At 59.6% G+C, this 22,468-nt stretch carries 18 protein-coding genes and 1 riboswitch; of the genes, 3 read left to right on the plus strand and 15 right to left on the minus strand.

All coding sequences use genetic code 11. The features are described 5' to 3' along the window. Positions 1-24: 24 nt before the first annotated feature. The 8 genes from glmM to ACN0Q0_RS01070 all read right to left on the minus strand — a co-directional run bounded on the left by glmM (position 25) and on the right by ACN0Q0_RS01070 (position 10,549). The gene (gene glmM / locus ACN0Q0_RS01035) at positions 25-1,374 is read right to left on the minus strand and encodes a phosphoglucosamine mutase (protein ID WP_417241492.1); all 1,350 of its coding nucleotides are present in this window, start codon (positions 1,372-1,374) and stop codon (positions 25-27) included. Beyond that, on the minus strand, positions 1,371-2,390 hold the full coding sequence (gene folP, locus ACN0Q0_RS01040) for a dihydropteroate synthase (protein ID WP_417241962.1): 1,020 nt from the start codon (positions 2,388-2,390) through the stop codon (positions 1,371-1,373). The genes glmM and folP overlap by 4 nt, the downstream gene beginning before the upstream one ends. A gap of 4 nt (positions 2,391-2,394) precedes the next feature. Next, positions 2,395-3,318, minus strand: a complete 924-nt coding sequence (locus ACN0Q0_RS01045; protein WP_417241963.1) for a dihydroneopterin aldolase — start codon at positions 3,316-3,318, stop codon at positions 2,395-2,397. Positions 3,319-3,466: 148 nt separating this feature from the next. Beyond that, the gene (locus ACN0Q0_RS01050) at positions 3,467-4,156 is read right to left on the minus strand and encodes a cell wall hydrolase (protein WP_417241493.1); all 690 of its coding nucleotides are present in this window, start codon (positions 4,154-4,156) and stop codon (positions 3,467-3,469) included. Positions 4,157-4,351: 195 nt separating this feature from the next. Next, positions 4,352-6,901 carry a putative PEP-binding protein gene (locus ACN0Q0_RS01055; protein ID WP_417241494.1) on the minus strand — a complete coding sequence of 850 codons (2,550 nt, stop codon included), beginning with the start codon at positions 6,899-6,901 and terminating at the stop codon, positions 4,352-4,354. A 115-nt stretch (positions 6,902-7,016) separates the two neighbouring features. Then, complete coding sequence (glyS, locus tag ACN0Q0_RS01060) at positions 7,017-9,077, minus strand: glycine--tRNA ligase subunit beta (RefSeq protein WP_417241495.1); 2,061 nt, start codon at positions 9,075-9,077, stop codon at positions 7,017-7,019. 3 nt (positions 9,078-9,080) lie between these two features. Further along, the gene (locus tag ACN0Q0_RS01065) at positions 9,081-9,608 is read right to left on the minus strand and encodes a DUF6446 family protein (protein WP_417241496.1); all 528 of its coding nucleotides are present in this window, start codon (positions 9,606-9,608) and stop codon (positions 9,081-9,083) included. Continuing rightward, on the minus strand, positions 9,608-10,549 hold the full coding sequence (locus tag ACN0Q0_RS01070) for a glycine--tRNA ligase subunit alpha (protein WP_417241964.1): 942 nt from the start codon (positions 10,547-10,549) through the stop codon (positions 9,608-9,610). The genes ACN0Q0_RS01065 and ACN0Q0_RS01070 overlap by 1 nt, the downstream gene beginning before the upstream one ends. A 386-nt stretch (positions 10,550-10,935) precedes the next feature. Here ACN0Q0_RS01070 and ACN0Q0_RS01075 point away from each other — a divergent pair, with 386 nt between their 5' ends. Continuing rightward, the gene (locus ACN0Q0_RS01075) at positions 10,936-12,717 is read left to right on the plus strand and encodes a serine protease (RefSeq protein ID WP_417241497.1); all 1,782 of its coding nucleotides are present in this window, start codon (positions 10,936-10,938) and stop codon (positions 12,715-12,717) included. A gap of 94 nt (positions 12,718-12,811) precedes the next feature. Here the strand turns inward: ACN0Q0_RS01075 and ACN0Q0_RS01080 are convergent, their stop codons facing one another. The 5 genes from ACN0Q0_RS01080 to metZ all read right to left on the minus strand — a co-directional run bounded on the left by ACN0Q0_RS01080 (position 12,812) and on the right by metZ (position 18,739). Next, positions 12,812-14,260, minus strand: coding sequence for a TrkH family potassium uptake protein (locus tag ACN0Q0_RS01080; RefSeq protein WP_417241498.1), 1,449 nt, complete (start codon positions 14,258-14,260; stop codon positions 12,812-12,814). 149 nt (positions 14,261-14,409) lie between these two features. Beyond that, complete coding sequence (locus ACN0Q0_RS01085; RefSeq protein WP_417241499.1) at positions 14,410-15,834, minus strand: PepSY-associated TM helix domain-containing protein; 1,425 nt, start codon at positions 15,832-15,834, stop codon at positions 14,410-14,412. Positions 15,835-15,922: 88 nt separating this feature from the next. Next, positions 15,923-16,282 carry a hypothetical protein gene (locus tag ACN0Q0_RS01090; protein ID WP_417241500.1) on the minus strand — a complete coding sequence of 120 codons (360 nt, stop codon included), beginning with the start codon at positions 16,280-16,282 and terminating at the stop codon, positions 15,923-15,925. A gap of 82 nt (positions 16,283-16,364) precedes the next feature. Continuing rightward, entirely contained in the window at positions 16,365-17,471 is a 1,107-nt protein-coding gene (folE2, locus tag ACN0Q0_RS01095; protein ID WP_417241501.1) for a GTP cyclohydrolase FolE2, read from the minus strand. 83 nt (positions 17,472-17,554) lie between these two features. After that, complete coding sequence (metZ, locus tag ACN0Q0_RS01100) at positions 17,555-18,739, minus strand: O-succinylhomoserine sulfhydrylase (protein WP_417241502.1); 1,185 nt, start codon at positions 18,737-18,739, stop codon at positions 17,555-17,557. Positions 18,740-18,782: 43 nt separating this feature from the next. After that, a riboswitch (SAM riboswitch) is annotated at positions 18,783-18,861 on the minus strand. A 178-nt stretch (positions 18,862-19,039) separates the two neighbouring features. Here metZ and ACN0Q0_RS01105 point away from each other — a divergent pair. After that, positions 19,040-19,744 (plus strand): glutathione S-transferase N-terminal domain-containing protein, encoded by a 705-nt coding sequence (locus ACN0Q0_RS01105; protein WP_417241503.1) that lies wholly within the window; start codon positions 19,040-19,042, stop codon positions 19,742-19,744. A gap of 53 nt (positions 19,745-19,797) precedes the next feature. Further along, complete coding sequence (locus ACN0Q0_RS01110) at positions 19,798-20,895, plus strand: alpha/beta hydrolase (protein WP_417241504.1); 1,098 nt, start codon at positions 19,798-19,800, stop codon at positions 20,893-20,895. Here the strand turns inward: ACN0Q0_RS01110 and ACN0Q0_RS01115 are convergent, their stop codons facing one another. Beyond that, entirely contained in the window at positions 20,896-21,522 is a 627-nt protein-coding gene (locus tag ACN0Q0_RS01115; protein ID WP_417241505.1) for an inner membrane-spanning protein YciB, read from the minus strand. A gap of 17 nt (positions 21,523-21,539) precedes the next feature. After that, entirely contained in the window at positions 21,540-22,442 is a 903-nt protein-coding gene (locus ACN0Q0_RS01120) for an EamA family transporter (RefSeq protein ID WP_417241506.1), read from the minus strand. Between the last annotated feature and the right edge of the window lie 26 nt (positions 22,443-22,468).

Genomic DNA, 22,468 nt, shown 5'->3' on the forward strand with positions numbered 1-22,468 from the left:
TTTTCTTGTCTGTTTCGAACATTTTTAACGCGTCGCTTTTTCGACCGCCTCAACCACGCTGTTCACCGCCGCGACCAAGATCACCTCGCTCACACTTTCGGCCATAACGCGGATCAACGGCTCTGTGCCTGATTTGCGGATCAACAACCGCCCGTTGCCTTGCAACTTAGCCTCAGCATCCGCAATCGCCTTTTGGACATCTTCGTTGCTCAACGGCTTTTGGCCCGTGCCATAGCGCACGTTTTTCAAAAGCTGCGGCACAGGCTCGAACACCTTGGTCAGCTCGGAGGCCTTTTTACCCGTCTCGACCATCCCCGCAAGGAATTGCAGACCCGCCAAAAGCCCGTCGCCCGTGGTCGCAAAGTCGGTCATCACAATGTGGCCCGACTGCTCGCCACCAAGGTTAAACCCGCCTTCGCGCATCCGCTCGACCACATAACGGTCGCCCACGGCGGTGCGCTCCAGTTTCAGCCCCTCGGCCGCCATGAACCGCTCCAAGCCGAGGTTCGACATCACGGTCGCAACCAATGCACCACCGCTCAGGCGCCCCAGATCAGACCACCGTTTGGCCATCAAACCCATCAACTGATCACCGTCCGCCACCGCGCCCGTCTCGTCGAGGATCATCACGCGGTCCGCATCACCATCAAGGCAAATCCCCACGTCCGCGCCATGTGCCACCACCGCTTCCGCAGCTGTACGCACATAGGTAGACCCACATTTATCATTGATATTCAGCCCATTAGGCGACGTTCCCACGGGGATAACATCGGCGCCAAGTTCCCATAAAACTTCAGGCGCCGTTCGGTAGGCCGCGCCGTTGGCACAGTCGATCACCACTTTTAGCCCCTTGAGGGACATGCCGCGCGGCAAGGTGCCTTTGATCCGTTCATTGTAGCGGAACCGCCCGTCATCGATCCGTTTGGCCCGCCCGATATTGCGGGCCTGCGCGGGTTCGACGCCTTCGATCAGCATCCGCTCGATCTCCATCTCGGCCTCATCCGAAAGCTTGAACCCGTCCGGGCCAAAGAACTTGATCCCGTTGTCTTCGGCGGGGTTATGCGACGCAGAAATCATCACCCCCACATCGGCACGCATCGAGGTCGTCAGCATCCCCACCGCAGGGGTCGGCACAGGACCAAGCAAGAACACGTTCATTCCCGTCGAGGTAAACCCCGCCGTGAGCGCATTCTCGAACATGTACCCCGACAGGCGGGTGTCCTTTCCGATCACCACACGGTGCTCTTTGCCGCCATCCCCGCGCCGGAAATAGCGCCCCGCAGCAGCCCCGAGACGCAACGCCATTTCGGCGGTCATGGGCGCGGTATTGGCGCGGCCACGCACCCCATCGGTGCCAAAAAACTTACGTGTCATTGCGCGTACTCCCCACTCGCTACGGCCTGCCATACGGCAAGCGCCTGTTTTGTTTGTGCCACGTCATGGACGCGCAGGATCTGCACCCCCTGCGCCACTGCGGCCAATGCCACCGCGACAGATCCCGCCGCGCGGTCTTTGGCCTCGGGGGCCTTGCCGATTGTCCCGATAAACCTCTTGCGCGACGCCCCTAAAAGAATACCACAGCCAAGCCCGTGAAACACCGACAGCCGGTTCAATAGCGCCAGATTATGCGCCATATTTTTACCGAACCCGATCCCCGGATCGACGATTATATGACGGCGCGCAATGCCCGCGGCCTCGGCCACCTTGATCCGCGCATCGAGGAAATCATACACATCCAACACCACATTATCGTAGTGCGGATTGTCCTGCATCACCTCGGGGTCACCCTGTGCATGCATGAGGCACACAGGCACATCATACCGCGCCACCACATCCGCAAGGGCGGCGTCATGGGTGAAGGCATAGACATCGTTAACCAAATCGGCCCCCGCGTCGAGCGCCCGTTCAGCCACTGTGGCTTTGCGGGTGTCGATTGAAATCGGCACGGAGGTGGCGCTGCGGATCGCGGCGATCACCGGCGCGGTGCGGGAAATCTCTTCGCCATCGGGAATATAAGCGGCCCCGGGGCGAGTGCTTTCACCGCCGATATCGATCATGTCCGCCCCCTGATGTACCATGTCCAACGCATGTTGGATCGCGTCCACGGGGCTGACGAATAACCCGCCGTCAGAAAAACTGTCGGGCGTCACGTTGAGAATGCCCATAAGGTTGGGCTGCGCAAGGTTCAGCCCCGCAACCGTGCCGCGTGGCGCAGTCAACCGCGCAAGGATCGCATCAGGCACATCTCTCACGGCGATAATGCGCGGCGCGGCATCACGCGACAGCACCTCCACCTGCGCAAACCACGCCCATCCCCCCGCAAGCGTCACCGCCCCGGGCGGGCGCAGCGTGTCGGTTTGAACGCGAGGGCGATAATAAAGCGCGGCCATCAGATCACGCGACCACTGCCGGCGCATCGACGGGGCACAGGCGCACAGGCACGCCACAGGCATGAGGCGCATCGCCGCCCACCACGATCACTTCGCAGGCCGACAATTCATCTGCCATCCATGCGACCAATTCAAGCGCCCCTCCCGTGGGACGATGCACCGCATCAAGCACCATTTTTGACGGCGCCCACACCGAAATATGGCCATTTTTCATCGCCCAATCGAGTTCCGTACGCGTAGAGCGGACCACACAACGCGCATCGCGCCCCGCCAATCCCCACGCATTCTGTTCGATCGCCAAAAGATCAATACGCCGCTGCGTCAGCTTGGTCGCGGAGGTGGGCCGTGCCCCGTTCGGCAAGCCCACGGTGACGATCGCGGGGCGGGGATCGGCGTGCAGCGCATCAATCCATGCGCCCAGATCCGCATGTTCAAGGGCTTCGGCGCTCAGGTGCAACACAACGGGATGCGGTGCGGGCGCCGTCATTTCACGCGCCCGATCTGCGGTTTGGCCCGCAGTGCGGACGATTTCCACCCCCAAGGCCCCCGACCCACGGTCAAGTTTTTCAACCCGCACAAACACGCGAAAGGCACGCGGTTCGGTCAGGATACGATCCGCGATCCGTTCGGCGAGCGTTTCGAGCAGGTTCATCCGTTCGGCGTCCAACTCGATGCGGATCGCTTCGGTCAGGCGGTCATAGGACAGGATACGGTCGACATCATCATCAATCGGGCCGGTGAGCGGCGTTAGCTCCACCACAATGTTGAAGCCCACACGCTGCGTCACGCCGCGCTCGGATTGGAACGCACCGATATCAACCTCAACCACATGATCACGCAGTGAAATTCGATCATGCGGCACATCGGTGGAGGTCGCGGCGGCGCGGGCCTCGGGGTGATCGAACGCGAGATGGATGTCGGACACCATAAGGGCCTCGTCTGTGGTCAAAAGTCGCCCCCTGCTACAGCAGATTGTGCGGCACGTCCAACATTCGCCGCTCATAAAGCCCCCAAGACGCGCAAAACCCCGCCGGTTTTCGCCGACGGGGTCTCGAATTGTTACAAATCCGCAAAAATCAGGCGCGCGGCATCTTGTAAAAGAAGTGGACGCCGATTTGTGCCGTGCGCGGGAATTTACGCGCCCACCGCGGGTTCACCGCCGTGGTGTGGTAATGTGTGGCGCCCTCCGTGAGGCGGCGCGGCGCACCGTCCAACATCAAACGCGCCACTTTGCCCACGCGTGTGTAGGCTTTGGGTTCGTGGATGGCTTCGGCTTGACCGTCACAGGTATAGGTGAACTGGCATTGATATTTTTTACCCGTCCCCTGATTGACCACACCGCACACCGTATCGGGAAACGCGGGCGATGACACACGGTTGAGAATGACCTCTGCGACAGCAAACTGACCTTTGACGCTTTCGCCACGGGCCTCGAAATACAGCGCCTCGGACAGGCATTCCCACGCCTCGCCACCCGATGCTTGCGGCAATTGGGCGAGATAGGGCTTGGTATACTCCACCTTTACGGGCGGGGTCGGTTTGGCCTTGGGCCGGTAATTCGCCAAGACAACAGCCACAGCTTCGGCACTGGCGCCTTTCATGGCATCACGCTCTTGAGCGAACAGCACGGACAACTCGTCGGTCAGCACCCCCATAGGAGCGTTTGACATGCTCAGCGTTTCGGAGGCGCCAAGGGTCTGCGGAGTGGCAAAAACGCCAAGCGCAGACACAAGCGCAAACGCTTTCAGTCCGGTAAATACTTTCATTGACACCTCTCCTTGCGCCCTGAAAATCGGGGCTCATGGTCCTTTGGTTGAGGCGCTATTTATGCCAATTTTTCCGATTGGTCCACCTCGGCGGCTTTTCGAGGTTACAAAACCATCAATTACGGCCCGTCAAACAGGGTATTCACGCCGAGTCTAAATCGCATATTTTTATTTCAAAACAATGCACTATGCCGATTATTTGCGACGACGGCCCTCTGCGACCAATTGCGCAGCCGCCAAGCGCGCAACAGGCACCCGAAACGGCGAACACGACACGTAGTCAAAGCCCGCAGCACGGCAAAACGCGATAGATTCGGGGTTGCCGCCATGCTCGCCACAGACTGACAGGGTGACATCCGGCGAAACCGCCCGCCCCCGTGCGGCCCCAATGTTCAAAAGCTCCCCCACCCCGTCGATATCAAGCGTGTGGAACGGGTCCTCGGGATAGACCCCCTGTTGGACATAAGCGTTCATAAACCGGCCCGCATCATCGCGCGACAGGCCGTAGGTCATTTGCGTCAGATCATTCGTGCCGAACGACAAAAACGCCGCATGCTGCGCGATATCCCCCGCCCGAAGCGCGGCCCGCGGGGTCTCCACCATCACACCCAACCGATAGGTAAACGCGCTTCCCGTTTCGTTGCGCACAGCGGCGGCGACACCGTCCACCTGTGTTTTAACCAATTCCACCTCGCGCTTGGCCGACACCAACGGAATCATGATTTCCGGCACAACAGGATCGCCGTGCTTTGAAACCTCGACCGTGGCCTCGAAAATAGCGCGGGCCTGCATTTCGTATATTTCGGGGAATGTAATCCCGAGCCGCACACCGCGCATTCCGAGCATCGGATTGAATTCCGACAGCCACTCGATGCGGCGCGTCACGTCCGACAACGGCAGATCGAGCGCCTCGGCCAATTCCTTGGCTCCGGCGCGATCTGACGGCAAAAATTCGTGTAAGGGCGGATCGAACAGACGGATGCACACAGGCTTGCCGCGCATAATATCGAACAGCGCGGCAAAATCGGCCCGCTGCATCGGCAAAAGACGGGCAATGGCCTCTTGGCGGTCCTCGTGGGTTTGCGCAAAAATCATCTCGCGCATCACCGTAAGGCGGTCGCCATCAAAGAACATGTGCTCGGTCCGGCACAGGCCGATCCCCTGCGCCTTGAAATCCCGCGCCATCGCGGCATCGGCGGGCGTGTCGGCATTGGCGCGCACACCAATATCGCGAATTGCGTCGGCCCACTCCATAAGCTGCAGATACCAATAGTCTTTTGACGGCGGCATCATTTTGACCGCCCCGAACAACGCCTCTCCGGCAGAGCCGTCGAGCGTCATCACATCGCCCTCTTTGACCTCACGCCCATCAGGCAGGGTCAGGGTATGGGCGCGGGAATTGATACGCACGTCCGCGCCCACGACACATGGCACGCCAAGGCCACGGGCGATCACGGCGGCATGTGACGTCACACCACCACGTTCGGTCAACACACCAACGGACGAATGCATTCCGCGGATATCCTCGGGCGCGGTTTCACGGCGCACCAAAATGCATGGCTCGCCACGTGCTTCGCTGGCCTGTGCGGCGGCCGAGGTGAACACGATTTTTCCGACGGCCCCCCCGGGGCTGGCCGCGATGCCACGACACGCAACATCACGGGTGCCGACAGGATCGACCTGCGGGTGCAGCAACTCGGTCAACGACCGCGCCGGAACACGGCACAGGGCCTCGTCCTTGGAGATAATCCCGTCCTCGGCCAATTGCACCGCAATACGCAAGGCCGCCCGCGACGAACGCGGCACGCGAATGGCGTCAATGATATGCAACTTACCGTTTTCAATGGTAAATTTGACTTCCATCTCTTCGCGCAACTTCGTGCGGCACAGATGGGCGGCGGCCACCAGTTCGGCATAAACTCCGGGCAATGCCTCCTCAAGGGACGGACCCCGACCATCTTTGGTCAGATAGATGACATTGCGTTCATTGACCTGTGTTTCGCGCCCCTGGCTCTGGCGGATGAACCGGCCTTTGACGATCGGCTCACCGGTCTCGTTCTCGACCAGTTGCACAACGCCCGACCCGTAGTCACCGCTGCCCAACCCAAAAGCCATCGCTTGCACGACCAGACCCAGACCCGCATCCGCAGGCGCCCCTTTGGCCTGTCGCAACAACCGCGCCGTTGTCCCCGCCCAGGCCCGCGCCATCGACCGCAGAACCTGCGCCAACTGGACAGTGACCTCTTGGGGGAATTCCTCATCCGTTTCGTCGAAATAGGCCTCAAGCGCTGTTTTGAGCTGTTCCGAGGTCGACATAGAATTGTCAAATTCGAACAATTCAGGGTCCAGTTTCTCAACATGCACCGCGTAAGCTTGTACAGATCGAAGATAAAGCGCGTCAGCAGCATCCTGACCCAAGCTCGCCGTCAGCTCCGCGTGTCGGGCGGCATTCATGCCGATGTTGAGCACCGCATTCGGCCCGCCCCAATCGGAGACTTCGGATGAGGGGCGCACCGAGAGCAATTGTTTTTCCCCGAACACATCCAACAGCGCGTCCATGTCGGGCTGTTGCCCTTCGGCGAGCGCATGAACGGCATCGAAGCTGAGCGCCACGGTTTTGGGAACAGGCAGATCAAGGCGGATCAACCGTTGCAGACATTTCGCACGTCCGCCGTGGGTGGCGGTCGCAATCGGCGCCACTCTCTTTATACGTGTAAATCCAAGGCTTTCGACTGTGTGCTGCACTGCGGCGCTCCTTTGTCGCGGAGCCTACGCGGGGCGCGGGGGGGTGCGCAACTAAAACGTTCCCGCATCCGTCCTTTTCATCGCCCCCGCCCTTTTCATCACCACCCTCGTGACGTTACCCGTCGATCCTGGTCAGATCGGCCACGCCCAAACAGATGTCACGGATACGGCCCAACAGGTTCAGACGGTTGCGGCGCACCACGTCGTTGTCGGCATTCACCTGAACCGCTTCGAAAAACGCATCCACGGGACCGCGCAGGTCGGCCATTGCGGACATGGCGGCGGTGAAATCCTCGGACGCCATCGCCGGTTTGATTTTTGTCTCGGCCACGTCGAGGGCGGCGAAAAGGGCGCGTTCCTCGTCCATTTCGGCGAACTTGATGTCGGCGCCGTAGGAGTATTCAACGCCGTCATTTTCCTCCGCTTGGCTGAGAATGTTGTTGGCGCGTTTGAACCCTTGGATCAGGTTCTGACCGTCCTCGGTCGCCAATGTCGCGGACAGCGCGCGGGCGCGCTTGACGAGCAACGTGATGTCGTCGGCGCCGTCCATGACAAGACAGGCATCAATCACATCGTGGCGAATGCCCTCGTCTTTGAGGAAGACTTTGAGACGGTCGTGGAAGAAGGAAAGGAGGTCGGTGGTATCCGCACCGTCATTTCCCTTTGCAAAAGTTGCCAACAATGGAAGCCGCAGATCATTCCCCAACACCAACCGCGTAACCCCGAGCGCCGCACGGCGCAGGGCGAACGGGTCTTTCGAGCCTGTTGGCTTTTCATCAATCGCCCAGAACCCAGTCAGCGTGTCGAGTTTATCGGCAAGTGCGACGGCCACGGAGACGGGCTCGGTCGGCACATCATCGGACGGGCCAAGCGGCGAATAGTGATCGCGGCACGCATCGGCGATGGCATCGGACAGACCCGCTTTTTTGGCGTAATACCGCCCCATGATGCCCTGCAATTCGGGGAACTCATAGACCATCTCGGAGGACAGATCGGCCTTGGCCACCTTGGCGGCCAGTTCCGCCTCATCCGCGTCCGCACCCACAATCGGCGCGATCTCGCGGGCCAGAGCGGCAATGCGGGCAATGCGGTCGGCTTGGGAGCCGAGTTTGTTGTGGAAGGTGACGTTGGCAAGCGGCGCGGACATGGATTCCATGCCGTCACGTTCGATCGTACGAATGTCGTTCTCCCAAAAGAATTTCGCGTCCGACAGGCGGGCGAACAGCACCTTTTGGTTGCCCGACAAAATGGTCGCGCCATTGTCGGCAGTTTCGCGGTTGGCAACGGTCACGAATTTCTCAATGCGGCCCGTTTTGGGATTGCGCACGGAGAAGAATTTCTGGTGTTCCTTCATCGAGGTTTGCAGCACTTCGGGCGGCAGGTCCATGAAATCCGCGGCAATGTCGCCCATCAACACAACGGGCCATTCGACCAGACCCGCGACCTCGGCCAAAAGACCGGCATCTTCCACGATTTCAAGACCTTGCGCAAAGGCCTGATTGGTGGCGTCGTGCCATATATGCTCGGCCCGCTCGGCGGCATCCAACATGACAAAGTTCTGTTTGAGCTTGGTCGTGTAGGCCTCGAACGAGGAGACGGTAAATGTCTTTGGCGACATGAAACGGTGACCGAACACGGTGTTGCCCGCTTTGATCCCGTCGATGTCGAGCGGCACAACTTCGGCCCCCTCTTCGGTGGTCAGAATGCACAGGATCGAATGCAGCGGACGCACCCATTTGAGCGATCCATTGCCCCAGCGCATGGATTTCGGCCACGGGAAATTGCGGATGGTTTTCTCAAGGACTTCGGCCACGATGTCGGCGGCGGGACGGCCTTGCTTGGTAATCTTGGCCACATAGACCTGACCCTTTTTCTCGTCGCGCACGTCAAGGTCGTCTTTGGTCACACCGGCCCCGCGCAAGAAGCCTTCAAGGGCTTTCGCGGGCGCATCGACGCGCGGACCTTTGCGCTCTTCGACCGTGGTCGGCGACGCGGCCAAAAGGCCCTCAACGGACAGCGCCAAACGGCGCGGCGTGGCAAAGGCCCCCGCAGACGCATAGGTCAGACCCGCCTCGACCAGACCGTCGGTGACGTGTTTTTTCAAATCTTCGCAGGCCCGTTTTTGCATACGGGCGGGGATTTCTTCGGAGAAGAGTTCAATCAGCAGGTCTGGCATGGCTTATTGTCCTTGCGGGGCTGCGGGACAGCCCGTCGGTGCGGGGTCGCCATCGAATACGGCGTCCCCACAGGGGTTAATCTGGTACCACGAATAGGCGCGCCCATCGGGGTAGACGGCAATCACGCTGTCGATCCCGTAGTCCACATTCTTCTCGCCCAGAAAGGCCAGAGCCGTGCCGGATTCAAGGTCGGCACCGATCTGTTTAGCGTCGAAACAGCCAAACCAACTTGGCGCGATCAATGGCTCGGCGGCCTCGTAGGGCACAAAGGTTTCGCTCATCAGCGCGGTGGACAGCGGCGTGGTGAAACAGGCGCGGTAGCGGATGGGCGAGGTGTCGGCGTCGATCCCTTCATAGTCGGCGGCGAGGATATCCTCGGCCACACCGTCAAAGGTCGTGGCCCGCACCGTGGCGCGGGATGCGGAAGCATCGAGTGTCTCGTAATAGGCATAGACCTGAGAATAATAGAGGCCTGCGCCGAATACGATTGCTGTAAGCACGATGCCACCTGCGATCAATTTACCGTTCATCACTCTGCCGCCTGTGGCACATATCCGCCCGCTGCGGTTTGCACAAACGCGTCGGCACAGGCCTTGGCGAGGGTGCGCACGCGGCCGATGTAGGCTTGGCGTTCGGTGACGGAGATCACGCCACGGGCATCGAGTAGGTTAAAGACGTGGCTGGCCTTGATGCATTGGTCATAGGCGGGATGGGCCATGATGATGCGTTTGCCCGTCTTGGGGTCTTCGGCGGGATGGGCCAAGAGCGCATGGCATTCGGCCTCCGCGCGTTCAAACTCGGTCAGAAGCTTTTCGGTATTGGCGGCGTCAAAGTTGTGGCGCGAATACTCTTCTTCGGTTTGTTTGAAAATGTCGCCATAGCTCAGCGCAATCGGCGCCTCGGGGCTGTTGAATGGCATGTCCATCACGTGATCAATGCCAAGCACATACATCGCCAGACGCTCCAGACCATAGGTCAGCTCGCCCGATACGGGACGGCAATCGTGGCCACCAACCTGTTGGAAATAGGTGAATTGCGACACTTCCATGCCATCGCACCAGACCTCCCATCCAAGGCCCCATGCGCCCAGTGTCGGGCTTTCCCAATCGTCCTCGACAAAGCGGATGTCGTGCATCTCGGTGTCGATGCCGATGGCCTTGAGCGAGCCGAGATAGAGATCTTGCAAATCGGGCGGGCTTGGTTTGATGACCACCTGAAACTGGTAATAGTGCTGAAGACGGTTCGGGTTCTCGCCATAGCGCCCGTCCGTGGGACGGCGCGAGGGTTGCACATAGGCGGCAGCCCAGGGCGTCGAACCGAGCGAACGCAGGGTCGTGGCGGGGTGGAACGTCCCCGCCCCCACTTCCATGTCGTAGGGTTGCAACACCGCACAGCCCCTGGCCGCCCAATAGGCTTGCAGCCGCAGGATGATGTCCTGAAAGGAACGCGGCTTGTCGGTCGTTTGGATCATCGTCTGGGACGCGGTATCGGACATGGGTCAACCTTGCTTTTTTCAGCACTTCTAATGGCGCCATTCAATAGGGAAGCCCGAGCGGGGCGTCAATGACCCCCGCGCGGACGGAGCCGTGGAAATCCGGCGTATTTTGCCCCGAAACTGCGGATTTACGATCACTTTGTCGCGGGGCGCAGCCTCTAACGGTTGACCTCGGCGCGGAACCTGTTTTCTTGTCGCCACAGCATTTCGCCTGAACCTCGGGGCGCTCACGCCAGATGATCCGAACGCCGCGCCCTCATCGGGCCAACGGTCCGGAAACGTCGACGGGCCGGAGATCTCGCGACACGCTTGAGAGACACAAAACGGGCGCAAAGCCCGTCACATTGAAGCATAGGGTTTTCATGACACGTATTTCAGCCGCGCTGCCGCTTAGTTTGGTCGCCACTCTTTTTGCAAGCACGACAATGGCCGACACCTGGGTCCAGATCGAAGCACAACCATCGCTCACACAAGCCACCAAAGCGGCTCAGGATTACGCCACACAACTGCCAAATGTGGTGGGATTTGAACAGTCGGGCCGTTGGCACGCCGTTGCCCTTGGCCCCTACGCCACCGATGCCGATGCCGATGCGGCCCTGCGCCAGTTGCGCGCACAGGGGTTGATCCCGCGTGACAGCTACACCACCGATGGCGCGGGCTACCGTGCGCCGTTCTTTCCCGTTGGCGCAGCCCTCGCGACACCGGCCACAGATCTGGCACAGGTTCCCGTGGCCGACGAAAGCGACACAAGTGTAACTGAGGCGGCGGCACAGGACACCGTGACAGAAACCGTGGCCGACATTGCCGCGCCCCAAGAACCGCTTGACGAAACACCCGCACAGGCCCGCGCCTCGGAACGTGATCTCGACCGCGCGGCCCGTGAGGCGCTTCAGGTCGCTTTGCGCTTCGCAGGGTTTTACAATTCCGCCATCGACGGCGCGTTTGGCAACGGCACCCGCCGCGCCATGGGTGCATGGCAAGAGGCCAATGGCGTTGAGGCCACGGGCGTGTTGACGACGAAACAGCGCGGCATGGTTCTGGCCGCCTATCAATCCGTCATCGACAGCCTCGGCATCACCCGCGTTACCGACGACACCGCGGGGATCGAGATCGATCTGCCGCTCGGCATGGTGGAATTCGACGCCTACACCCCGCCCTTTGCCAAATTCAAATCCAAAGACGGCTCGGACGTTCAGGTCATGTTGATCTCGCAAACCGGCGACGAAGACACACTTGGCGGGCTTTACGAAATCATGCAGACCCTCGAAATCGTCCCTGTCGAGGGCGAGCGGTCGCGCCAGAAATCAAGCTTTGTCCTGACCGGCAACAACGCCGACATCCAGACCCACGCCGAAGCGTCATTGACGGGCGGCACGGTCAAAGGGTGGGTTCTGATCTGGCCCGCCTCCGGCGATCAAACACAACGCGAGATGGCGCTCAACGCGATGAAGGCGAGCTTTGCCCCGCTGCGCGACGCGGTTCTCCCCGATGCCTACGGCGAAGGCGCCGAGCAGAATATCGACCTGCTCTCCGGTCTCGAAATTCGCCGCGCCGAGCGCAATGGCACCGGCTTTTACGTCGACAAATCCGGCAAAGTCGCAACATCCGCGGCCACGATCGAGGGCTGCGCCCGTGTCGTGCTTGATGATGAATACGACGCAACCGTTGTGGCCAATGACGATGGTCTGGCCCTCTTAGCCCCGACGCAGACGTTGGCGCCGCTTGCCTTTGCCACCTTTGATAGCCGCCTGCCGCGTCTGCAATCGGATGTCACCGCCGCAGGTTATGCCTATGGCGGGCGCCTTGGCACCCCCACGCTCAACTATGGCACCATGCAAGAGCACGCAGGCCTGAACGGCGAGGCCGACCTGTTGCGCCTTGCCATGTCGTCCCTGCCCTCCGAGGCCGGATCGCCCGTCATGGCCACGACCGGTGGCGTTATCGGCATGTTGACCCCGCTCGACGCAGGCGCACGCGCCCTGCCCGAGGATGTATCTTTTGCCTATGACATGGAAAAACTTGCGGCCTTCCTTTCTGGCAACGGTGTTTCCATCGCGGCCTCTGACAGCGATACGGACCTGTCGTCGGCGGAGCTGATCAACAAGGCCCGCGACATGACGGTTCTGGTAAGCTGTTGGAACTGATCTGGCGCGTCCCGCGCCGATAAGCCAGACCGACAACACCCCGCGCCTCACGGTGCGGGGTTTTTTCTGGTCTCTGGACTGGAACGGCCGCGCCTTAGCTGCGCCAGAACCGGATGGTAAAGAGCGCAAAGACCGACATAACTTCGAGACGTCCCACAAGCATGGCGATGGCCAAAATCCATTTGGCATTGTCATTGAGCGACGAAAAGTTGCCCGATGGACCAATAATATCACCAAGACCGGGACCGACACAGGCAAGCGCCGTCGCCGCACCCGAGACCGCCGTCACAAGGTCCAATCCCGTGGCCGCGAGCAACACAGCCGTGACACCGAGCGAGACAATAAAGAACGAAAAGAACGCCATCACCGACGACAGGACATCCTCACTCACAGGGCGCCCCTGATAGCGCGGTGTAAACACGCCGTGGGGACTGTGGATTTTACGGATTTGCGCCGTCATCGAGGCAATCAGCAATTGATAGCGGAACACTTTGACCGAACAGGCGGTCGATCCCGCGCAGCCGCCAATCAAGCCGATAAAGAAAAAGGCCACAGCGGGAAATGCACCCCAAAGCTGATAATCGGTCGAGGCATAGCCCGTACCCGAAATGATCGAGGTGACGTTGAACAACCCCTCGCGGATCGAGTGTTCAAAGGCATCCCCGTCAACGACAAAGCGGTAAACCGAAAACGCCGCGACAAGCACGCCAATCACCCCGAGGTAGGCATGGATTTGGGTATCACGCCACATCGGCTTGGCCGTCCCGGCAAGCAACTGAACAAAGCGCACAAACGGCAAGGACGCGAGAATCATGAATAGGGATGACACATATTCGGCGGGCCCCTGAAACGCGCCGAACGAGGCATCGCGGGTCGAAAACCCACCCGTCGACAGCGTGGTCAATGCGTGGTTGAGCGCGTCAAACGGCGACATGCCAACCAACACATAAGAGACAAAACACGCGACGGTGAGGGCCACATAGACCACCGAAATACGGGACGCAATTTCCCCCGCACGCGGCAAAACTTTACCATCGGTATCAAAGGCTTCGGAGCGGAACACCTGCATACCGCCGACTTTCAGCTCGGGCAGGAACACCATTGCGACCACAATAATCCCCACACCGCCAAACCATTGCAGCATCGAGCGCCACAACAAAATTCCCTCAGGCAGATCATCAAGGCCCAAGAACACCGTGGACCCCGTTGTGGTCATTCCCGACATAGCCTCGAAAAACGCATCGGTCAGCGAGGCATCCGTCTCGGCGAACATGAACGGAATACCGCCAAAAATCGGCAGCACGAGCCAGATCACGGTGGTCAAAAGAAACATCTGTTGAATGGACAACCCTTGTTGCTGTCCGTTTTGACTGGCAATCGCCAAGGCCGTCCCGAACGCAAACGTAATAAGGCCGGATCTCAAAAAGACCTGCCATTCGCCACGGCCGAATCCGATATCGACAAACATCGGCACAAGCATCGTGAGGCCCAAAAGAGCCACGAGCATACCGATAACATAAAGGACGGGTCTAAGATCAGTCATAGCGCCAAGGCTTGGCCTCGTGCGGGCGCCAAGTCAAGCGGCCATGGCATGTCGCCTCGCGTGTGGGGCCACAAAACTGTGGGCGGGACATCATGCCCGCCCACGTCACTCGTTACACAACCTCGAAACGACGCATCACGTCCGCGCCCTCACAACAGGGCGCGTTTGAGCGCAGGGATGCGACTCAGGATCAGCCACTCGGCCACCAACACCACCAAAAGTGCAAACCCCGCCATCGGAAGCGCGAAGGAGAGCGCCAGACCGATAACAACAGCCCCCTTCCATAGCGGCATATCGTGCGGCATGGCCGGCGGCGCAAGGCGCAGCGTTTTGGCCGGACGCCGTTTCCACCACATGATCACGCCTGAAGCACACAGCAGCAAAACCGTCAGACAGAACAGGGTGTTAAAGATGATAAACACGAAGCCAATGGTCCCCATATGCAGCGCCACGCCCACGGCCATCGCCTTGCCCATAAGACCGTAATCCTCATAACGCACATCCGCGAGCAGCTTGCCCGTGTATTGATCGACATGCACCGTACGGTCGCCCGTTGGCGAAATGTCATCACGGCTCATGGAGACCTGTGACAGTGTCCAGACACCCGTTTCACCCATCGGCCAGTTCAACTGATAGCGTCCTGAAAACCCGATCTGCCGCGCAAGAGCATCAATGGTATCAAACGCCACGGGCAGCCCCTCGGCAATGCCGTCAGCACCGGCAAGCGAGCCGGACGCAGGCATGGGGACAAGCTCAAGCGCCCACGGAATATCCTTTGCGCCACTGTTCATCGCGCCGTGCAACACATCGCCCACAGGCACCTCGGAGCTAACGCTCGAGGCGGATTTCAGTGTCGGGAAACTGGACCAGGCCTGAACCATTTTACCGCCCCAGATTCCCGCCCACGACAGGCCGGAGATCAGGAAAAACACCAGAACCACGGACACCCAAATGCCCGCAACCTCGTGCAGGGACTTCCAGAAGGCACGCCCTTTGGCCGCCAATCGCGGCGTCAGGGCCGACCGCAGGGACCGGTCACGCGGCCACCACATATACAACCCCGTTACCACAAGGATCACGGCAAGCGATGCGGCAATCTCGACCATACGGTCGCCCACCACACCCAGCATCAGTTCGCCGTGGATGTTGTCCATCATATCGTAATATCCGGCCCCACGCGGAAAGGTATCGATCACCTGCGCCGTATAGGGATCGACCACGGCAATCATCGTGCCTGCATCGGTCTCCACACGAAACATCGCGGCGGTCTGCGCATCGCGCGGTGCGGTGTAATGCATCACATCCCCGCCCCCGAACGCGGCCAGGGCACTTTGGGCCTGAACCGACACGGCGGCGGTGGTCTCTTGCGGGATGACGGCGGTGTATTCACCGTCACGCCCGTCAAAAAACGCAATCCACATCATCGCGATCCCCGTGAGGGCGAGCATGATGAAAAACGGGATCACATACAGCCCTGCATAGAAATGCCAACGCCATGCAGCACGGTAATATTTAGCAGCCGTTTGGCCGTCATCGGCCCCCGCGGCAACGGGATTTTGCTCAAGAGCAACCATTTGAGAAACCTCTCACTGTCCGCCTGCGCGGGCCTTGCCACAACGCATTGACGGTAAATTTCGTTTTATATCTGAATCTTAAAAGAGATCAGACACGCGGCGGAGCGCGGGCAAAACGAACAGAGTGAGGTGTGATAAGGCCGTGGACCTGCGACGGGCGCGGGTAATGGGCAAGCGCGAACCGCGAGGGGAGCGCCTGTGCGAACGGCACGCCAAGCGGCCCGTCAACGGCATGGACAAGGGGGCATGGGGCGGTGGTGTCGTCGCTGTGTTCGACCGGATTGCCGTCGCCATCAAGGCTGATACGTTCGACCCCGTCGCCCGTACAAATCACGACAAAAGACGCATCAATCAGACCAAGCTCGGCCATCAAGGCCGACGATTTTGGCCCCACGATCCCAAGGATCACCCCGACAAGCAGAGCTATGCGTACAAACCGCCTCAACATGCCCCCTCATAAACCGTGCAACACACGGGGGAAACATACAAATTTGACAAATCTTTGCACAGCCCGCGTGGCGGGCCGCGCGTTATCCAACGTGGATCAGGGTCGCGAACAGGCGCGGATCGAGGCTTTTGGCGTCAAACGTATCGCCTTGGGTCAAAACGGACACGGCATCATGGGAATGCAGGCTCTCCTGATGCGATGCGACAACGCGGAAATCACCGATGCGCGGCTCCCGTTGCAAGGCCTCGCAAAACAGACGTGCGGCATCCTCGACAAAGATCGGGTTGGCGGCGTTCAATTCGGCAAAGGCCTGTTCATCCTCACGTTTCACCATCACCTGCGTCTCGGTGGCCACAGCGGACCGGGCCAGATCGATCAGATCCTCGAACCACAGGCATTTATGATCGGGGAGGACCTCAACCGAAATCCGCGCCACAGAGCGCTGTGAATGCGGTGTGGCCAGTTGTTGCCGCGTGCGTCGTGCATGTTCGGCCAATTCCAACGAACACGGGCAGGTCGAGGAATAGACGTAATCAAGGTGCATGAACTTGCGCCGCACCCCGTTCTTTTCAACCAGTTCAAGTGCGATATCGTAATACTGGAACCCCTCAAGGCCAGAGCGCAGGGACGGCACTTTCATCGGGAACGAAAACCGCATCTGGATACGGGCGTCAAAGCTTTCGAGGTCGCAAATATACGCATCAAGCGCGGTTTCGATCACATCGAACGAAAAGGTCTGTTCGGCGTGCTTGTAGAACGAGCGCATGATGCGGGACATGTTGATGCCCTTTTTCTCCGCCTCGAGGCTCACGGTCCCCGTCACCGAGGTTTCCAACGTCAAATCGCCATTGTCACGGGTATGGAACCGGATCGGCAGGCGAAAATTGGAAATGCCCACGTGCTGGATTTGCTGACGCGCGCCTTTGATCAGGCTTTCGGGACCGTTTTGCAAATCGGGCAGCGTATCACGGTAGGCCGCATCGGCCTGAAAATCCTCAGGATACGCACGGCGCAACGCGGGATAATTCGCAAAATCATCCGACTGCGGCAAGAGCCGCGAAATAGCGGGATCAAGCTCGGCCACTTCGGTGGGCGTGGCCTGTCCGGCCCAGTCGCGCAGGGCCTGAAGTGCGGCCTTTGCCGCGTCACGTTTGATCTGTTTGTCCATAGCACCCGTCTGAATGGTCATGGGAAATCCCCCGCCGTTGCCACCCTCATATAGGTGGTGTTGCCCCGATTACCAAATGGATACGGTCCCGGCGGGGGTTTGGATCAGACCGCGTCGAGGGCGGCCAAAAGATCGGCAATGATGTCTTGGGGATCTTCAAGCCCCATCGACAAGCGCACAAGACCATCGGTCAGGCCCACTTCGGGGCGGCGCTCGACGGGAACGTTTTTATGCGTTGTGGTACACGGATGGGTGGCGATGGATTTGGCATCCGCAAAGTTGTTGGAGATGGTGAAGACCTCCAGGGCATTGAGAAACTTGAACGCCGCGTCTTTGCCGCCCTTGAGGTCGATGGTGATCACCGTGCCTGCCGCTTCGCACAGGCTGATCGCAAGATCGTATTGCGGATGCGCCTTATGCGACGGGTAGCGCACAAAATTCAGCGCAGGGTGATGTTCGACCGCATCACACACGGCCATCGCGGTGCGGGCCTGTTGGCGCACCCGCAGGTCGAGCGTTTCGAGGGATTTGAGTTGAATCCACGCGTTAAACGGTGAAATCGCCCCACCTGTATGTTTAAGGTACATTTCCACAGGACCACGGATCAATTCACGGTCGCCGGCAATAATTCCGCCAAGGCAACGCCCCTGCCCGTCCACATGTTTGGTGGTCGAGTAGATGATAAGGTCCGCCCCCGCCTTTTTGGCGTAGGTAAAAATCGGCGTACACATGGCGTTATCGACCACCACCAACGCACCAACGGCATGGGCCAGTTCGCACACCGCTTTGAGATCGATCACCTCAAGCGTCGGGTTGGAAATACTTTCGAGGAACACGGCCTTGGTGTCAGGGCGGATGGCCGCTTTCCATGCATCCAGATCGCGACCGTCCACCAATGTGGTTTCGACGCCGAACTTTGGCAGCACCTCGGACACGATGTAATTGCACGACCCGAACAGCGCCCGCGACGACACAAGGTGGTCACCTGATTTCAAAACGGCCATCAACGCGCCAGAGACCGCCGCCATGCCCGAAGCGGTGGCAAAGGCATCTTCGCAGCCTTCGATGGCCGCCATCCGGTCCTCGAACATCCGTGTGGTCGGGTTGCCGTAACGTGCGTAGATGAACTCGTCCTCACCCTGATCCACGAACCGCGCCTCGGCGGCCTCGGCCGTGTCGTAAACGAACCCTTGCGTCAAAAACAACGCCTCGGACACCTCGCCATATTGGCTGCGGCGGGTGCCTTGGTGGATCAGTTGTGTTTGTGGTTTCCAGTCGGTCTTGCCCATATCTCTCAGCCTTGTCGTAAATAAAAACGCCGTCGATCAAGAGCGGGAGGCCGTCTCGACCTTTTAGCGGTATGGTTTAACGTGGCCCGCAATCCGGTGAACAAATCGCCACGGTAGGCTTGGCGTACAAATCCTGCGACATTGTGTCAACACGGGGGCGCGTAGGCGCACCCGAAAAATGTGAATGCCGCCTATCACCATGCCACATATGTGCGCAGATGCGCGTGGGTTTTGCGCGGGTTTTACATTGTCTTGACGAATAAACATGACCATCCTTGTCGAACAACGAAAGGACACCGCATGGCGCACGCCCCTATTGAACTGTTTTACTGGCCCACCCCCAACGGGTGGAAAATTTCCATCGCCCTTGAGGAGACGGGATTGCCCTATGAGACGACCTTCATCGACATCGGCGCGGGCGATCAGTTCGCCCCCGATTTCCTCAAAATCGCCCCCAACAACCGCATGCCCGCAATCATTGACCCCGATGGCCCCGACGGCGCCCCCGTTTCGATCTTTGAAAGCGGTGCAATCTTGCAATACCTCGCGCGTAAAACCGGACAGTTTTACGGGGCAAATGCCCGCGACAGCATCGCCGTAGACGAATGGTTGATGTGGCAAATGGGCGGCCTCGGTCCGATGGCCGGACAGGCGCACCACTTCCTCAAATACGCCCCTGCGATGGATCCGCCCCACGACCTGCCCTACGCCAAAGACCGTTACCGCGCTGAAACGGCTCGACTTTATGGCGTGTTGGACCGCCAGTTGGCCAAACACGAATTTGTCGCGGGTGATTTTTATTCGATCGCGGACATGGCCATTTGGGGTTGGGCGTCCTTGTGGGAAGGGCAGCAACAAACCCTTGACGACAAACCCGACATGGCGCGGTGGCTCGAGACCGTTGGCGCCCGCGATGCGGTAAAGCGCGGACGGGCTCTTGGCGCGCAAAAACGCGGTGATATAAGCAAGGACAAAGGGGCGCAAACCACGCTGTTCAAGCGCTAACGCCCCCGCGGTCGCTCTGACCCGTATCACGTACACGCCTTGGGGGATTTCCGGTGGATCGACGCGCCTTTATTGCGACCTCGGCAGCAGCTTTGGCAACGGGCTGCTCCGTACCGCGCCTCTATAGCGACACCGACGGCCTCGCCGCCTCGGAGGTGCAACGGCGCGTCTTTGTGGCAACCAACCGCCATGTCGCCACCGATCCCTTGGTTCAGTACGAGAGCGGGCGGACGACAGCCCTGTCGTATCTCGACTACTCGATTTCCATTCCGCGTGACCGCCGCCCGGGTGAATTTTCGTTTCCACGCGAACCTCTGGACGCAACGAAACAGTTCTTTGTCACCCGCACCAAGAAATTCGACAGCGCGCCGGAGTTTGCGCACTCCGTTTTCCAGAACGACACCTCGGCCCTCGGGACCGTTTTGTTCGTTCACGGGTTCAACGTCTCCTACCCCGGCGCGGTGTTTCGCGCGGCTCAGATCGCCACCGACTTCGGGTTCAAAAATCCCGTGACCCTGTTTTCATGGCCCTCGGCAGGGAAACTGGCCCGCTACGCCTATGACCGCGACAGCGTACTCTATGCCCGCGCCGCCCTCGCCAACACCATCAAGCTCCTGGCCCGGACCACGGGCAAGGTTACGATTCTCGCGCACTCCATGGGCGGGCTGTTGACGATGGAGGCGCTCAAACGCCTTGCGCTTCAAAAGGACATCTCCACGCTCAAGGCCGTCAACGGCGTGATTCTGGTGCAACCCGATATTGATCTGGACGTCTTTGTCGAACAGATGTCGGACCTGCGTGACTACCCGCTTGGCGTTGCCGTGATCGGGTCGCGCCGTGACCGTGCGTTGAAATTCTCATCCGTGATCACGGGCGGCCACCCGCGTGCGGGGGACGCCTCCTCCGTCGAGACAATCCGTAAGGCAGGTGCGGTTCTGATCGACGTGAGCGGCGCACCGATGGGGGACGTTCTGGGCCACGACACATTCATGTCCTCACCCGAACTGCTCGCCATCATCAAGTCCGGCGATCTGGCCGAAATGGTCGTGGCGGGGGCACCGGGTCAGGATATTCTGGTCGACGGTCTGGCCCTCACAGGATCGGCGGCACTGGCGATTGCCTATCTGCCCTACACGGTCACGGGGATCTGATCACGCCGTGGGGGTATCGTCCTCGGGAGTGTCATCCTCAGCCGTGGAATGCCGCGCCATAAGTCCCGATTGCGACATGAAAAACCCGAACATGATGATCGGCAGGCCAAAGGTTTTGAATTTAACCCAGGCATCGGTCGACATCGACCGCCATACCAACTCGTTGGCAATGGCGAGGCCGAAAAACAGGATCATGATGCGCACCGTCAGCTTCATCCACCCCTCGTGGTCCAACGGCATCAATTCACCCATAACAACCCGCAAATAGCTGCGCCCGCGCATCAGGCCAAAGGCCAACATGCCCCCGAACATCAGATAGATCATGGTCGGCTTCATCTTGAAAAACCGCTCGTCATTGAGCCAGATCGTCAAGCCGCCGAAAACCGTGACAAGCACGAGCGTCATGATCTGCATCGCGGAGAGTTTGCCCGTCAAACGCCACAGCACAAAGGACGACAGCGCGATGAGCGGAATGAACAGTGCCGTCATGAGGATAAAGCCCGAATAGCTCTGACCACCGATAAGAAACTCACGGTCTTTGAGCAGGACATATCCGGCAAAGAACGCGATGATCGGCCCCATTTCGAGCGCCGTTTTCGTCGCCGGTTTGATCTGTTTCTCGCTCATATCGCTCACGTCCTTTGTCATCCACCCATCTCGACTATCACAGCGCCCAGAGCGATCAAAGCCATGAGCGCGAGCCTGCGCGGCCCGACCTTTTCCCCAAGCACAAGCCACCCGATCAGGGCGGCGAAAACGGTAGAGGTTTCGCGCAGCACAGCGGCCTCGCCCACATTGTCGAGACGGGTCGCAAGCATCACAAAACCAAAGGAAAAATACGCCACAATGCCGCCAATCAACCCGCGCACCATTAAGGGGCCAAGGGCAGGTTTTTCGACCAAAGACCGGTACCGCAATGCGGCCACCACGGGCATCACAAATCCGTCAAGAAAGAAAAACCACGCCAGAAAGGTGAACGGGTCCGCCGTGGCGCGAATGCCGTAGGCGTCATAGGTGGTGTAAAGCGCCACAAACCCGCCCGTCAAAACCGCGAGCATCATCGCCGGCACCATGGTGTCGCGGCCCACGGTGATGGTGCGCAGGTTGTAAATCGCAAGGCCAAAGATGCCCGCGACAAGCGTGAACACGCCGAACCATTGAACCGCCGAAAAATGCTCGCCGAACACAATCCCCGCACCGATCACCGCAAACAACGGCCCCGTGCCACGGACAACGGGATAAACCACCGTGTAGGCGCCCTTGGTATAGGTATACCCTTGGGCAGCTTTATAGGCGGTGTGGATCACGAACATGCCCGCAAAAATCAGCCACATATGCGGCTCGGGCCACGGCACAACAAACAGAGCAAACGGGGCGGCGATGAGGCCATAGGAGAAATCAATCGCACCGCGTGACAGCCACGGATCATGGCGCCCCTTTTGAAGGGCACCGAACAGGGCATGTAAAAACGCCGCCGTAAGCGCGAGGATCAGAGCAAGCTGGTGCCCCGCCTCGGTTCCCTCAAGCGAGATGATCCAGTCGCTCATGCCCTGCATCCACCTGCAACGCGGCG

It is taken from the genome of Celeribacter sp. (assembly GCF_048259695.1).
Classification (GTDB): domain Bacteria; phylum Pseudomonadota; class Alphaproteobacteria; order Rhodobacterales; family Rhodobacteraceae; genus Celeribacter.

Bases quoted from the DNA above. Each gene is read 5' to 3' on its own strand.
- ACN0Q0_RS01090 (WP_417241500.1), bottom strand. From the start codon at position 16,282: ATGTTGAGGCGGTTTGTACGCATAGCTCTGCTTGTCGGGGTGATCCTT.
- glyS (WP_417241495.1), bottom strand. From the start codon at position 9,077: ATGCCAGACCTGCTGATTGAACTCTTCTCCGAAGAAATCCCCGCCCGT.
- ACN0Q0_RS01050 (WP_417241493.1), bottom strand. From the start codon at position 4,156: ATGAAAGTATTTACCGGACTGAAAGCGTTTGCGCTTGTGTCTGCGCTT.
- folE2 (WP_417241501.1), bottom strand. From the start codon at position 17,471: ATGACCATTCAGACGGGTGCTATGGACAAACAGATCAAACGTGACGCG.
- ACN0Q0_RS01065 (WP_417241496.1), bottom strand. From the start codon at position 9,608: ATGAACGGTAAATTGATCGCAGGTGGCATCGTGCTTACAGCAATCGTA.
- ACN0Q0_RS01105 (WP_417241503.1), top strand. From the start codon at position 19,040: ATGGCGCACGCCCCTATTGAACTGTTTTACTGGCCCACCCCCAACGGG.
- ACN0Q0_RS01070 (WP_417241964.1), bottom strand. From the start codon at position 10,549: ATGATCCAAACGACCGACAAGCCGCGTTCCTTTCAGGACATCATCCTG.
- ACN0Q0_RS01075 (WP_417241497.1), top strand. From the start codon at position 10,936: ATGACACGTATTTCAGCCGCGCTGCCGCTTAGTTTGGTCGCCACTCTT.
- ACN0Q0_RS01120 (WP_417241506.1), bottom strand. From the start codon at position 22,442: ATGAGCGACTGGATCATCTCGCTTGAGGGAACCGAGGCGGGGCACCAG.
- metZ (WP_417241502.1), bottom strand. From the start codon at position 18,739: ATGGGCAAGACCGACTGGAAACCACAAACACAACTGATCCACCAAGGC.
- folP (WP_417241962.1), bottom strand. From the start codon at position 2,390: ATGGCCGCGCTTTATTATCGCCCTCGCGTTCAAACCGACACGCTGCGC.
- ACN0Q0_RS01045 (WP_417241963.1), bottom strand. From the start codon at position 3,318: ATGGTGTCCGACATCCATCTCGCGTTCGATCACCCCGAGGCCCGCGCC.
- ACN0Q0_RS01085 (WP_417241499.1), bottom strand. From the start codon at position 15,834: ATGGTTGCTCTTGAGCAAAATCCCGTTGCCGCGGGGGCCGATGACGGC.
- glmM (WP_417241492.1), bottom strand. From the start codon at position 1,374: ATGACACGTAAGTTTTTTGGCACCGATGGGGTGCGTGGCCGCGCCAAT.
- ACN0Q0_RS01115 (WP_417241505.1), bottom strand. From the start codon at position 21,522: ATGAGCGAGAAACAGATCAAACCGGCGACGAAAACGGCGCTCGAAATG.
- ACN0Q0_RS01080 (WP_417241498.1), bottom strand. From the start codon at position 14,260: ATGACTGATCTTAGACCCGTCCTTTATGTTATCGGTATGCTCGTGGCT.